Below are 13,788 nucleotides of genomic sequence, written 5' to 3'. Positions count from 1 at the left end.
TTAGTGTCACCTATTCGGCAGTCAACCAGTGGATATTCATAAGGCACCACTGCATAAAAAAGCCCTCGTTCTTTCCATAAAACACCTCCCAAAACTCCACCTCACACATAAGTCTCTCACTTTGTTCTTGGGAAGTCGGAAGCATTACAAGATTTTTGAAATCTTACTAAACTATAAGCTTCCTTACATACGGACCAAGAACACCAACAAAAACAAAAACTAGATACAAAACAAAAAGTTGGCTGCTGAATAGGTGATAAATAGTCGGGTAGTCGGATGGACGGATAGATGTACGAATCTAACCGGAACCAATTACTCCAAAAAAACAAAAATCACCAAAACAAATACAAATATAAAAACAAAGTTGCGACATGCACTATGCATCAAACAATACACAAGCCCGTACTGCTCGGGGCGGTGCTGACGTATCTTGCGCCAGAACGAGGGAACTCTTACCTCGACCTGACGGCGGGCTACGGCGGACACGCAGGAGCGGTGCTGGAACATACCCAAGCGCCATCACAGATGACGCTGGTCGATCGCGACGAGACTGCGGTGAACGCGCTCACGTCGTTCGAGAGACAGGGTGCAACAGTATTGCATGCCAGTTTCGAAGAGGCATCAGCCACACTACAGAGTGGGGGCGAACGCTTCGATATGATACTGGCGGATTTGGGCGTATCGTCGCTGCACCTTGACACGTCGTCTCGGGGCTTTGCGTTTCGCTCAACCGGTCCGCTTGATATGCGGATGGACCAGCGCGCAGAGCTGACAGCGGCAACAGTTGTAAATACGTATAGCCAAGTCGAGCTAGAGGGGATTCTTCGCCGGTATGGTGAGGAGCCGCGGGCTCGAACGATTGCGGCCGCCATAGTGAATAATCGTCCGTTTTCGACGACGACTGCGCTAGCAGAAGCCATTGCGCACGTAATGCCGAGGGGAAGTAAGGTTCACCCGGCAACACGAAGCTTTCAGGCGATACGGATTGCGGTAAACGATGAGCTTGGACAGCTCGAGCGCAGTTTGCCTATGTGGTTTCAGCTATTGAAGCCAGGCGGTAGACTCGGTGTTATTAGCTTCCATAGTCTTGAAGACCGCATAGTCAAGCAGGCATTTGCCGATGTGGCAGGTGACCGCTACGACGCAGACTACCGCTTGTTGACCAAACATCCAGTCGTGGCCGACGACACTGAAACAGTTTCTAATCCGCGAGCACGAAGCGCTAAGCTTCGCGTCTTGCAGCGAAAATAAACAAAAAAGAAAGGGAACTCACATGCCAATACGGGTAAAAAGTAGCTCCCGGACCTACAAAGTCCACGTTAAAGTGGGTCGGTAGGGGCAAACGCCAGCGGAGCAAACCGCTCCGCTGGCAACCAAGTTTGGGTTCACTGTAGCTCGAACAAACAAAAAAACAAACATATGACATATTCATCAAGTCTGGCGCTTGGACGCCAACAGCTCGCTGTACGCGGGCAAAATTCGGTCACGTTTCGGCCTGCGAGTAGACGGCTCGGACCAGTCAGCAACACTATTGTGCTCATTGTGCTGGCCTGTTTACTTGGGCTGTTGTATCTGACGCAGGTGACAAAAACAAACGCGTATGGGTACTCCATGAACAAACTACAAGTTGAGCATACTGCGCTCCAAAATGAGCGCGATGACCTGGCAGCTGCTTCCGCGCGGTTGCAATCACTTGACACGGTTAAGAATTCATCTGAGGCGAAGTCACTGGTTGCAGTTGCCCCAAGTGGAACGGTAGAATAGACGGAACGGCCGTAGGAAACAATGGACACGAAACGTGGTTATGAGTCTGACCCTATTCAGCGCACCCGATTGTGGTATGCGCTGCTCGTCGTTGTCTTTGCGGTATTTGCCGTACGGCTTTTTTATACACAAGTTATTCGGTACGACCACTACAAATCACTGGCACTAAGCGACCAAGTTCGCGAGTATGATGTGCTCCCCGAGCGTGGTGCCATGTATGCTCAACTAAACGGGAAAACTATTCCTCTGGTGCTCAACCAGAAACGATACACCATTTTTGCCGACCCCAGTATTATCAAAAAACCGGCTGAAACTGCCAAGGCGATTGCGCCGCTGCTGAACGAAGACGCTTCGTCGGTGGAAGAGAAGCTCCGAACCAAAAAAACAAAGTACGTTGTGTTGCAACGTCGGGTGAGTGCGGAAGTAAACAAGAAGATTTTGGCGTTCCAATATCCAGGCATTGCTTCGCAACAGATGAACTACCGGGTGTACCCGCAAGGTAGTATGGCAGCACAGGTGGTTGGCTTTGTGAATAACGACGGAGAGGGCAAGTACGGCCTAGAGGAATCGCTAGACGCGACGTTAGGTGGAAAAAAAGGTCGCCTGAAAGCAATCACCGATGTAAATGGCGTGCCCCTGGCGGCAAGCAGCGAAAACCTTCTCATTCAACCAGTAGCGGGCAAGAACGTGACGCTGACGCTCGATATGGGCATGCAGGCGCAAGTAGAAAATATAGTGAAAGCAGCGCAAGAAAAATTCCGTTCTAAAAACGTGAGTGCCATTGTTATGGAAACAAACACGGGTGCGGTAAAAGCAATGGCGAACTACCCCACATTTGACCCTGCAAATTACCAAACGGTTGAAGATGGAACGGTATTTCAGAATTACAGCGTTGCTACACCGATTGAGCCCGGTTCCATTACGAAAGTGCTAACCGTTGCCGCCGGAATAGACACCGGGGTTATCACAAAAGACACATCGTATTATGACCCGGGCAAGTGGACCATAGACGGCGCAAAAGTGCTGAATGTGGCCGAGGGTACTGGCTCTGGAACGCAGAGTATAAAAAGCCTGCTAAACTTATCGCTGAACACGGGCGCAACCTGGACGCTGATGCAAATGGGCGGCGGTAAGCTGAACGATGGGGGTCGTACAAAGCTTCATGATTATTTCGTCAACCACTATAGGCTTGCCAAAACAACTGGTATAGAGCAGGGGTACGAGGGTTCTGGGTTTGTGCCTGCCCCAGAAGATAAAGACAACGGTATAAACATCACCTATGCCAACATGTCATTTGGCCAGGCCTACTCAGCCTCTGCGCTGCAAATGGCGGGTGCGCTCAGCGCGGTTGTAAACGGCGGCACATACTATCAACCACGGCTGGTCGCGGAAACGAGCGATGCCAGTGGCAACGTCACGATAAAAAAACCAGTTGTACTGCAGCGCGGTGTCGTCTCTGAAAAGACAAGCCGTAGTATGGTGGAATTACTCGATTACGTGACCGAAGCTCACACCGGTGGCTTTCCGTACATGCGGTTTGACAGTCGGTATAGCGTAGGGGGCAAAACCGGCACCGCACAAATAACAGATGAAAAAACTGGGCTGTACCGCGAGGACGCCTTCAATGGTACGTTCTTGGGCTATGTAGGGGGTGATACGCCTCAGTACACGATAGTGGTGTATAACATTGAGCCCCGTGGCTACGGCGGTTTTGCCGGTGCTCAAACGGGCCAGCCAGTATTTGCGGAAATTGCTCACATGCTTATTAATAACTATGATGTAAAACCAAAGAAGTCCTAAGGTGACCGAAAGAATATAATGCGCTATACTGTACAAAAACCAGAAGGAAACGAATAACGCCATGGATACACAAGTGTTGTCTACAACCCTACAAGGCTCAAGTTTGCTCAAAATTTTACTGCTGGGCGTAGGAGGATTTTTGCTGTCGATGGCGCTGACACCGCTGTACACAACGGTTGCTTACCGCTGGAAACTATGGAAAAAGCCGCGGACCGAGACGGTAACCGGCGCCAAGGCCACCGTGTTCATGAAGCTGCACGGCGAAAAACATAAGCGGCATATACCTACCATGGCGGGGATAATATTCATTATTACGGTTGCTGTTTTGACGCTCAGCGCAAACTGGTCGCGAGCAGAAACGTGGTTGCCGCTGGCGGCGTTTGTTGGGGCAGCGCTGATTGGGTTTGTCGATGACGTCATTAACCTCCGCGGCGACGGTACAGGGAAGGCGGGTCTACCATCACGGTTAAAAATGCTCCTTATTACGATTGTTGCGGCTGCGGGCGGTTGGTATTTCTACTATAAACTCGGGTTCAACAGCATTCAGCTACCCGGCCTCCACCAAACGTCACTGACCATTGGCTGGTGGATTATTCCGCTGTTTACCTTCGTGGTGGTGGCGACGGCAAATGCGGTGAACATTAGCGATGGGCTTGATGGGCTGGCGGGCGGTCTGACAACAATTGCATTTGCGTGCTACACCGTCATAGCGGTGTTAGAGCATAAATACGGTATAGCCGGTTTCTGCGCGGCCATGGTCGGTGCGCTTATGAGCTACACGTGGTTCAATGTGTTTCCGGCGCGTTTCTTTATGGGGGATGTTGGCTCGTTTGCACTCGGTACGGCGCTTGGTGTGGTGGCTATGTATACCGATACCGTGCTGCTGTTGCCCATAATTGGGTTTGTATTTGTAGCAGAAGCAGGGTCGGTCATACTGCAAGTTACCTCGAAAAAGCTGCGAAATGGCAAAAAAATATTTCGGATTGCGCCTATTCACCACCATTTTGAAGCTATTGGTTGGCCGGAAGCAAAAGTTACCATGCGATTTTGGGTTATTGGACAGGTTGCTGCGTTTATTGGACTGGCGCTATTTGTTATGGGGCGATACGGGTAAGCGCTAGCATTTGTTGCCGACACGAAAAATAAATATGAAAACAATACTAAATCAACACAATTTTCATCTGCAAGCTACCCAAGCGAGGCGAGGCGTCTCTGGCCCACGTGCATTTGGGTGTCATCTTGAGCGAAGTCGAAAGATCTCATCGTATTTGCATCTAACGGGATCCCTCCACTTCGGTCGGGATGACAATGGAATAAAAAGTGCAAGTAGGTTAAGAGGCGTTCGAAATGGCTGAGCGCTTTATGAACTTTAGCCGAGGCCGTCAGACGGCTGAGGCGCTCCGGAAACATCGACCAGACTACTGGCTTCTTGTCATAGTGGCGTGCCTGCTCGCGGTGGGTCTTATTGTGGTGTACTCTATTAGCCCGGCACTGTCTGAACTGCGCGGCGGGAACTTTGTTGCACATCAAGTTGTGGCTATAGCGCTCAGTATAGTTGCGTTCTTTATTACTGCTCGTATACCGCTTGCGCAGTGGCAGCGCTGGCAATGGTGGCTCTTAGGTGCGGCGGCACTGGGAACGCTGGTAGCGCTCGTAACACCGGCAATACCGGCGTATCCGCAGCACCGCTGGATACGTCTTGGCAGCTTTTCGTTGCAGTCGGTCGAAGTCCTCAAATTTGCGCTTATTATTGCTATAAGCGGATTTTTGGCGCATCGGGTGCAACAGGGTGCAATGAGCGACTACAGTAAAACACTAAAGCCGCTTGCCATTGCGGTGGGGGTTATTGGGTTTGTTGTTGCTTTTGTGCAGAGCGACCTTGGCTCCGCCGGTGTTATTGTGGTGATGGCGACTGTTATGGCATTTGTAGCCGGTATGCCTATGCGCAGAATTGTGCTTATAGGAGCTGTTGTAGCGCTTGGTACGATTCTGGCAATCGCTTCGACGCCATACCGGCGCGACCGACTAAACACATATTTGCACCCTGAAGCAAATTGCTCGACAGATGCTGGCCATCAGGCATGCCAGGCGCTTATTGCGGTTGGTTCGGGTGGTCTGGTCGGGCTTGGCCTGGGCAAGAGCGTGCAGGCGTATGGCTATTTGCCCGAAGCCCAGAATGACTCAATTTTCGCTATTTACGCAGAGAAGTTTGGGTTTTTGGGGTCTGTGGCGCTACTGGCGCTGTTTATGACGCTTTTTGCGCGCCTGAGGCTCATTATCGAACGTGCTCCGGACATGTTTAGCAGGCTAGTCGTTGTTGGAGTACTTGCGTGGCTCAGTACGCAGGCAATTATCAATATAGGTGCTATGATAGGATTGTTGCCACTAAAGGGCATTACGCTGCCGCTCATCAGTTACGGCGGTACGAGCGTCTTGTTTGTCGGTGCGGCGCTTGGCTTGGTGTTTCAGGTTTCACACTACACCAGCTTTACGACCCGCCGCGTTACCGCTACGAGGCAACGAGATAGGAAAGTATATGAACATAGTCCTGACGGGCGGCGGTTCGGGGGGGCATATCGCTCCGGTACTCGCAGTCGCCCATGAGCTAAAGAAACAGTCACCAAAGAGCCGCATTATTTACATTGGCCAACGCGGTGATGCTTTGCTCGATGTGGTAAAGCAACACGCAGCGGTTGACGAGGTAAGAACGGTTTGGGCGGGAAAATTGCGCCGCTATAGCGGTGAAGGATGGCGTCAGCTGCTCGATGTGAAGTCTCAGGCGCTGAATGTACGTGACATGTTCCGGACGCTACATGGCCTAGGCCAAAGTTTTCGCATACTGAAACAGTTGCAGCCGGCGGTAGTTTTTAGTCGAGGTGGCTTTGTAAGCGTTCCGGTTGCCTTGGCGGCAAAGTTGCGGGGTATTCCGTACATCACGCACGATGCTGATAGCGTCCCGAGCTTAGCAAACCGCATCATTGCTCGGTGGGCTTCGCTGCATGCGGTAGCGCTTCCCGCCAAGCTATATCCATATCCAAAAGAAAAAATCGTTGAAGTTGGCACGCCAACCGGTCACAATCACCGCGTTGTGACCCCTGAACTTCAGCGGCAGTACCGTAAAGAGCTAGGGATTGCTCGCTACGATGAGGTTATTACGGTCACGGGCGGAGGTAATGGCGCTCGGGCGTTAAATGCTGCAATTGCTGCGAATGCACGGTTCCTTCTTGCGGCGTTTCCTAGTCTCGTTATTCTACACTTTTCGGGTCGTGAGCTCGAAGATGAGACAAGTGCTGTCTATGATGAGCTCGAGCTTGGCGGGGCTCGCACGCGCGTACGGGTGCATGGTTTTGAGTCAGATTTTTACCGTTACAGCGGTGCCGCGGACATTGTTGTTGCCCGGGGCGGTATGAGCAGTATTGCAGAGTTTGCGTTGCAGCAAAAAGCGTGTCTACTTGTTCCCTCGAAGCAGCTGGGTTGGAATGTAAAAAACAGCCACGTACTTGCTGCACAAAGAGCTGTTATGGAGCTGAGCGAAGAACAAGCCGAGCAGCCCGAGCGGCTTGGTCGTGCGCTTGCGGCACTTCTGGAAGACCCGGCTGAACGTGAGCGGCTTGCCCGTGAAATTGGCAAACTAGCGCATCCGCAGGCCGCTTCGGAGCTGGCGGCTCTAGTGCTACGAACTGGGCAGGAACGATAGGACTACTATGCGGTGGAGCGTTAAAAAAAGACCAAAGACGCCACTCATACCAGGGAGAGACCGTCCGGCCAAGGCCCAAGGGAGTCCGCTGTATTCGTACTACGGGCAGCGCCGGCCCGCCGCTGCAACAGAGCGGGGGAGAGACTCCCGTGAACCACAAACGGCCACTAGTGCGCCTCAGTCGCGTATGTACACCTTGATGCTGTTCGTGTGCGTACTCGTCGGAGTTGTTTGTGCTGTAAAAATCTTGGCACTTTCAGGGGATAGTAAGATTATTGTTACAGAAAATCAACAGTCGTTAGAGTTGCCAACTGTCACCTACGCCGGGGTAGTCAACGAGTCTTTGAAAAGCAGTTTGTTAAACTCGAACAAAATAACCCTGAACACCAAAGGTGTTGCCCGCGACTTGCAAAGGAAATTCCCCGAGCTTTCTAGTGTGGTCGTAACGGTACCGCTTGTTGGGAATCGCCCCGTTGTATATGTGAAGCCGCTGCGCGCCTCTTTTGTGATTGAATCACCGAATGGTCTATACACTATGGCAGACACCGGATACGTACTGGCAAAGCTTTCTGCTCCCCAAGATGGGCTTACGACGCTGAGTGAATTAGGCCGGCGACAACCCGCTATTGGCAAGCAGTTTTTACCCGCCTCAACTGTTTCGTTTGCGAAGACGGTGAGCTATCAGTTAAACCAAGCTGGTATGGCGGTTGCAAAAGTAGAACTCCCATCAGACGCCCCGTACGAACTGCGGATACGCCTTATCGCGAAACCGTACTATCTACGATTTAATCTTCAGGCAGATGCGCTGCAACAGAGCGGGGGAGCTGTGGCTGCCCTGCGTAAGATTACCGCCCCACAGCTACCGCGTGAGTACGTGGATATGCGTGTACTTGGCAGGGTGTACTACCGGTAAGATGCCGAGACAAGTCGCGCAAATCCCCCTAGTGCTGCCCCATTGTGTGTTCACAAAATGTTCGCATGTTACATATGTACTAATCACAAAAAATATATAAACATAGCAAAAAAGGGGAATGTCAAATAAAATAGGGCAGAGCGGACGAAAAAGGGGAAAGGGTTATAAAAAAGTCAAATACGTGAAAAAGCAAATGTTTTCACAAGGTACCTGTGGAAAAGTCAAATAAAAACATACGAAACTAGCGTAATAACAAAAAAGCAAACACTAGGTATATTAGGTACTTCCAGCAATCTACGCCAACCCAAGTGAACGCAACAGATATGATTTTGCCGTCCCAAGTAAAAACACGGAGCATCGTCCTAGCAGTTAATGGGACTTATTGCCAAAACTCCCCCGTTAGGAGGGGTATGCCTAATCAACTATATAACTAATATTCACGTCGCAAAATATACATTGTGCGACATATAATCACTGTTCGTTTTCCATTCACCTACCAACTCATTCCGCCTGGTTATTTTGCCTTACTGCAAAATCTTTTTATGTTTTTGATTATTACACTGCTCTGTGACTCCTAACCAGTTCGCATATAGCGCTTCCAGTTCGCTCCCCGTTCTAGGTACGCCTACTTAATGTTCGTATTTTGTACAAGATTTTTATAGTTCTGGACTGACGAATAGCAATGCTCAAGTTGTTAGGTGATGTAAAAATTCGGCAAGATGTGTGTTTTTCATAAATTCATCATACGTAGGGTATGATGCCAGGGGTTTGCCGTCCGCATCTTTATCGTCATACACGACTGGTGCGGCATGAATAGCAGTATTTGGCTCAAGAGTTGCAAACAACCCAGCCACGAATATTCCAACGGGTCTGAGACGCTTAGCGACTGTTGGAGTGCCAATATGTAAATCGGCTACAGGAAGTGTGTGATGCATCGCAGACGGTTTGTCCGGGTCGCTTAGTGGGTCAAATTGCTTAAAACCAATAGTTATTAGCGCCGTTCCGGCTCTGAGTGAGTCGGTGTCAAATCTTCCCCTCTCAGCTACTATATCCTCGGGGGGTGAAGATGGAGGTAGTTGCTGGTGGTCTGTCCGCAACAAATTAAAATAGGTAGTTATATTAGCATAGAGACGTGTGCCGTAAACGGGTAAATTTAGATGGCGTCCGTCAATTGACGGAAAAGCCCATCGAAGCAACATGTTCGACAACTTATTATGAAGTTCGTCTGGATTGGGGTACGGAGCCTGTCCTTGCAGAGTTTCGCTACTACTCCTGAAGTTTCTGGGGGGCATGGTATAGGCTACTCGCTGAGCTCGTAAGTGGCTTTGGCGACGCGTTTGAATTGTGGTTTGCTTTGGAGGTTGAGGAGGATGGTTGTTTCCTTCACGAAACGGCTCTTCAGTACACGCTGGACAATTTCGTCGCGGTGGAGGGGTTCTTTTGCGTCACGGAGAACTTCGCTAATAATGTCGGCGACTGTTCCCTTTTGGTAGCCCCACTCTTTTAGTGCATACAGACCGCGGCCAATGAGTACAAACCGCTTGTCTTTAATAAGTTCATTGTGAATAGCCTGTGTGGTGACATCTTTGCGTTTGAAGTCGCTGGCTTTTATAGCTTCGGCAATTTCGTTGAAGTGCATGTGCTTCTTGTTTTCGCTGAGAATAACGTAGATTTTGTCACGGATGTTCTTTGGGTTTACGGTAGGCCACTTTACGAGGCCCCAGCGACCGTTGAGGGTCGCAAGCTGTTTGCTAATGCTGGCAAGTGCGGCTACAAATGTATCGGTTTCAAAACCAGTTAGTTTGGCTAAATCTTTCTTGTCGACAGGCTTACCGGTTTTTTTAATGGCGTCAACGACGGTGGCGACTTCTTTCTTGAGCTGCAAAGTGTCGTGGACTTTGCTGTTCCCTGCCGCCTGGAAGTATGTGTCGTCTTCTGAAATAACGCTGATGTTTGGACAGAGTTCTGTAAGAAAAGCGAGTCGCGACTGGTCGGTGCGGGTATTTTCCGCAGTTAGCTTGCTTGAGAGGGTCGTTATGCGGGCCGTCTCGCCTGCCTCGCCCAGTGCTGTTAGCAGTGCGGCTTCAACTTCACTAACGTGGGGTAGGTCAACGCCCGTTTGACGAAGTTTTGTCATGACTGACTTCTCGAGCTGACGGACGCGTTCACGGGTAATGCCAAGAAGTTCACCGATTTGCTCTAGCGTTTCTTTGCGGTCGAACAAGCCGTAGCGGCGTGCAATGATTTCGCGTTCTCTTTCACGGTCTACACTGCCTAAAACACTCTGAACAATGGCTTCGGTGTTGAGAACGGCGGTTTTTTCTGACATAATTACCTCTACTATAAAACTTTTAATATATAAAGTCAACGACTTTTTTACTAATCCACCACTTTTTTGTTGCCCATCTTATAATGTGCGCTTGCTGTGTTATTGTAGCACATAAATTGACGTTCATACACACAGTATGTTGTGAAAGTTAATAAGCTCATGTTTTGGCTGTGGACAAAGTCGTGTCCTGACCCAGTATCGCCCCTGAACACTAGAGAGCGATTGACCTTATCATGTAAACTAATTGCGAGCAGTTACTTTTTTTTTGCGGCGGAAAGGTGGGCGGCGCTTGCCTTCTGGGGCTTCGGCGAGTAGTTTGAGAGCAGTTTCGTGGGTGATGGTAGTCGGGTCGGTGTTTTTGTCTATCTTAGCATTCTTCTTGCCATCGGTAACGTATGGCCCCCACCTGCCCTTTAGGACTTTTACGCCGTCACCGAAGTCAGCAATGTTCTTTTCGGCTTCAGCGACCAGCTTAGCGGCGTAGAGTTCTCGGGCTTTTTCAAGCGTAATTGTATGGGGGTCTTCGTCTTTCGTGCTCACAAACAGCTTCCCTACTTGTACATAGGGTCCAAAACGACCGATGTTTGCCCGAATATCTTGCCCGTCTTCCGTTTGCCCGACGAGCCGTGGAAGTTGGAATGCGACCAAGGCTTCCTCTACGGTGATGGTTTCTATGCGCGCGCCCTTTGGCAGCGGTGCGTTTTGGGGCTTTTCTGATTTGTTTGCCTTGTCCCCTGCCTCACCGAGCTGAAGGTATGGACCAAACCGGCCAAACCGGGCGTAAATGGTTTTGCCGCTCTTTGGGTCGACGCCGACTTCCCTAGCCTGCGCCACAGTGCTGCGGTCTATATCGCCAGATTTGGCCACAAGGGCGTGAAATGGCTCGTAAAAGCTGCTGAGCATGGCGTTTCGCTCTAGTTTTGCTTCGGCGATGTCGTCGAAGTGCTCTTCGACGCTAGCAGTAAAACCATAGTCTATAACTGGTTCAAAGTAATCTGTAAGAAAGTTAGCTATGAGCTGGCCGCTCGGTGTGGGGACAAGCTTGCCTTTTGTGCTGCCGGTGTTTTCCTGAACTATGTTGCGCTGGAGGGTGAAAGGTCCGTGTTGCTGGGGTTGCGTTTCTGAAGAGGGGCTCGCCCCTCTTCTGGTGTCAGTATCGCTTTGCTCACTGACAGCCCGCACTCCCCCGGCCGACTTTTCGTCGCCCGCTCGCGCTGTGCGCTCGTATTCCCGTGCACCATAATCTAGTGTAAGTTGTATAACGTCGCGGGGGGTGCCTTCACTGTCGCCGCGCTCGACGTAGCCGCGGGTTTGGATGGTGCCGATAATGGTGGCGTAGGTGCTTGGGCGGCCAATACCGAGTTCTTCCAGTTTTTTCACCAGAGAACCTTCGGTGTAGCGCGCCGGTGGACGGGCAAAGACCTGGCGAGCAGTTGCAGACTGAAGTTTCACTTCGTTACCTGCGGCCAACAGAGGTAGAATGGCATCTTCTTTACTTCGTCCGTAGACTTTGAGGAAACCATCGAAGGTTATGACTTCGCCCTTCGCCACGAAGTGGCAATCTTGACTCTTGACTCTTGACTCTTGACTCTGCGCCGAAATGGTAATTTCGGTGCGCTCGAGCTTGGCAGGCGCCATTTGGCTGGCGAGCGTGCGACGGCGGATGAGCTCGTACAGTTTTTGGTCATAGGGGTCACTGCTGGCGACCTCAAGGCTCATATCAGTTGGGCGAATGGCCTCATGCGCTTCCTGCGCACCCTTGCTCTTTGTTTTGAATGTGCGGGCCTGGACGTAGGCTTTGCCGTAAGTCTTCTCTATGTAGCTCGCTGCAGCGGCGATGGCTTGGGCACTGAGCGTCATAGAGTCGGTACGCATGTAGGTTATCTTCCCTGCCTGGTACAGTTTCTGGGCGCTGGTCATGGTAGCGCGAGAACCGAAACCGAGCTTGGCGTTTGCTTCCTGCTGGAGCGTGCTGGTGGTGAATGGTGCTCCCGGGTTACGTGTTCCAGGGGTGGTAGAGACATCCGAGACGGAAAACGTGCTGCCTGGTAGGTTGGTGAGAAAATCATGGGCGGCCGTTTCGGTGGCAAAGCGCGTCGGCACCTCGGCTTTGAACATTTCGTCATTATGGCTAAACTCGGCAGTGACTCTGAAGTCGGACTGGCTTTCAAATGCCATAATTTCACGCTCACGTTCCACGAGCAGCCGGACAGCTGGGCTTTGGACGCGCCCGGCACTCTTGCCACCGGGGACTTTCTGCCACACCACAGGGCTCAGTTCGAACCCGACAATCCGGTCGAGGATTTGCCGTGCCTGTTGTGCTTCGACAAGCTTCATATCGACAGTGCGCGGGTGCTTCACGGCCTCCTCTATGGCCGATTTGGTGATTTCGTGGAAGACAATCCGGTTGGTTTTTGCCGGGTCAAGCTCAAGAACCTCACACAGGTGCCATGCGATAGCCTCCCCTTCGCGGTCTTCATCGGTTGCAAGCCAGACGGTTGTGGCGGCTTTCACGGCTTTTTTTAGCTCGGCGATGACCTTCTTTTTCTCTGGGTCGACTTCATACTGCGTTTTGAAGCCGTTTTGTATATCTATAACCGGCGAGCCGTCTTTGGATTTCTTCGGGATGGCACGAATGTGGCCGATGCTGCTTAGTACCGTAAAGTCGCCACCGAGATATTTCTCGATGGTTTTTGCTTTTGCTGGACTTTCAACGATTACCAAATTCTTTGCGGTTTTTGCCATAAACTTATTACAGTATACTCACTTTATTATATATAGCTAGCGACCAAGCATAGCTGGGAAATGAGGATACGTCAAGTGGCTACAGGTAGTCGTGATTTTTACCGAACCAGCGAGGAGGTGAGAATCGCCGGTGGCGAATCGCAAGGCAACCTTCTGGCGCAAGCTATGCTTGCCACAGTGAAGTTGCGGGGTCGCAGGATGTGACAAGGTCCTCCTTAAGACAAGCTTCCTGATAACCCCACACGAACGAGGCGATAGCCGAGCTTTAGGGCAGGAGGAGAGCTGAGTTCGGATTCATTCCGAACCAGCGAGGAGGACAAGGTCCTCCTTAAGACAAGCTTCCTGATAACCCCACACGAACGAGGCGATAGCCGAGCTTTAGGGCAGGAGGAGAGCTGAGTTCGGATTCATTCCGAACCAGCGAGGAGGACAAGGTCCTCCTTAAGACAAGCTTCCTGATAACCCCACACGAACGAGGCGATAGCCGAGCTTTAGGGCAGGAGGAGAGCTGAGTTCGGATTCATTCCGAACCAGCGAGGA

10 protein-coding genes are annotated in these 13,788 nt (G+C 51.0%); 7 read left to right on the top strand and 3 right to left on the bottom strand.

Annotated elements, in window-relative coordinates; genetic code table 11:
* The first annotated feature begins 378 nt into the window (after positions 1-378).
* The 7 genes from rsmH (at position 379) to IPP75_02410 (ending at position 8,174) form a co-directional block, all read left to right on the top strand.
* Positions 379-1,251 (top strand): 16S rRNA (cytosine(1402)-N(4))-methyltransferase RsmH, encoded by an 873-nt coding sequence (gene rsmH / locus IPP75_02440; protein QQS69969.1) that lies wholly within the window; start codon positions 379-381, stop codon positions 1,249-1,251.
* A gap of 168 nt (positions 1,252-1,419) precedes the next feature.
* On the top strand, positions 1,420-1,764 hold the full coding sequence (locus tag IPP75_02435) for a hypothetical protein (protein ID QQS69968.1): 345 nt from the start codon (positions 1,420-1,422) through the stop codon (positions 1,762-1,764).
* A gap of 21 nt (positions 1,765-1,785) precedes the next feature.
* Positions 1,786-3,564 carry a penicillin-binding protein 2 gene (locus tag IPP75_02430; GenBank protein QQS69967.1) on the top strand — a complete coding sequence of 593 codons (1,779 nt, stop codon included), beginning with the start codon at positions 1,786-1,788 and terminating at the stop codon, positions 3,562-3,564.
* Positions 3,565-3,625: 61 nt separating this feature from the next.
* Positions 3,626-4,678 carry a phospho-N-acetylmuramoyl-pentapeptide-transferase gene (gene mraY, locus IPP75_02425; protein ID QQS69966.1) on the top strand — a complete coding sequence of 351 codons (1,053 nt, stop codon included), beginning with the start codon at positions 3,626-3,628 and terminating at the stop codon, positions 4,676-4,678.
* Positions 4,679-4,911: 233 nt separating this feature from the next.
* Entirely contained in the window at positions 4,912-6,168 is a 1,257-nt protein-coding gene (locus IPP75_02420; protein ID QQS69965.1) for a cell division protein FtsW, read from the top strand.
* Positions 6,101-7,261, top strand: coding sequence for a glycosyltransferase (locus IPP75_02415; protein QQS69964.1), 1,161 nt, complete (start codon positions 6,101-6,103; stop codon positions 7,259-7,261). Before IPP75_02420 ends, IPP75_02415 begins: the two co-directional genes overlap by 68 nt.
* 7 nt (positions 7,262-7,268) lie before the next feature.
* Positions 7,269-8,174, top strand: coding sequence for a hypothetical protein (locus IPP75_02410; GenBank protein QQS69963.1), 906 nt, complete (start codon positions 7,269-7,271; stop codon positions 8,172-8,174).
* A 686-nt stretch (positions 8,175-8,860) separates the two neighbouring features.
* On the opposite strand, the gene IPP75_02405 is transcribed toward IPP75_02410, so the two are convergent.
* From IPP75_02405 to topA, 3 genes are all read right to left on the bottom strand, one after another.
* Positions 8,861-9,271: a hypothetical protein gene (locus tag IPP75_02405; GenBank protein QQS69962.1), complete on the bottom strand. Its 411-nt coding sequence runs from the start codon at positions 9,269-9,271 to the stop codon at positions 8,861-8,863.
* Between the two features lie 203 nt (positions 9,272-9,474).
* Entirely contained in the window at positions 9,475-10,503 is a 1,029-nt protein-coding gene (locus IPP75_02400) for a hypothetical protein (GenBank protein QQS69961.1), read from the bottom strand.
* 240 nt (positions 10,504-10,743) lie between these two features.
* Positions 10,744-13,248: a type I DNA topoisomerase gene (gene topA, locus IPP75_02395; GenBank protein ID QQS69960.1), complete on the bottom strand. Its 2,505-nt coding sequence runs from the start codon at positions 13,246-13,248 to the stop codon at positions 10,744-10,746.
* Positions 13,249-13,788 lie beyond the last annotated feature (540 nt).

The organism is Candidatus Saccharibacteria bacterium (assembly GCA_016700375.1).
Lineage (GTDB): Bacteria > Patescibacteriota > Saccharimonadia > Saccharimonadales > UBA4665 > JAGXIT01.
Note: the sequence above shows the minus strand (reverse complement) of the source record. Positions and strands in the feature narration are given on the sequence as shown.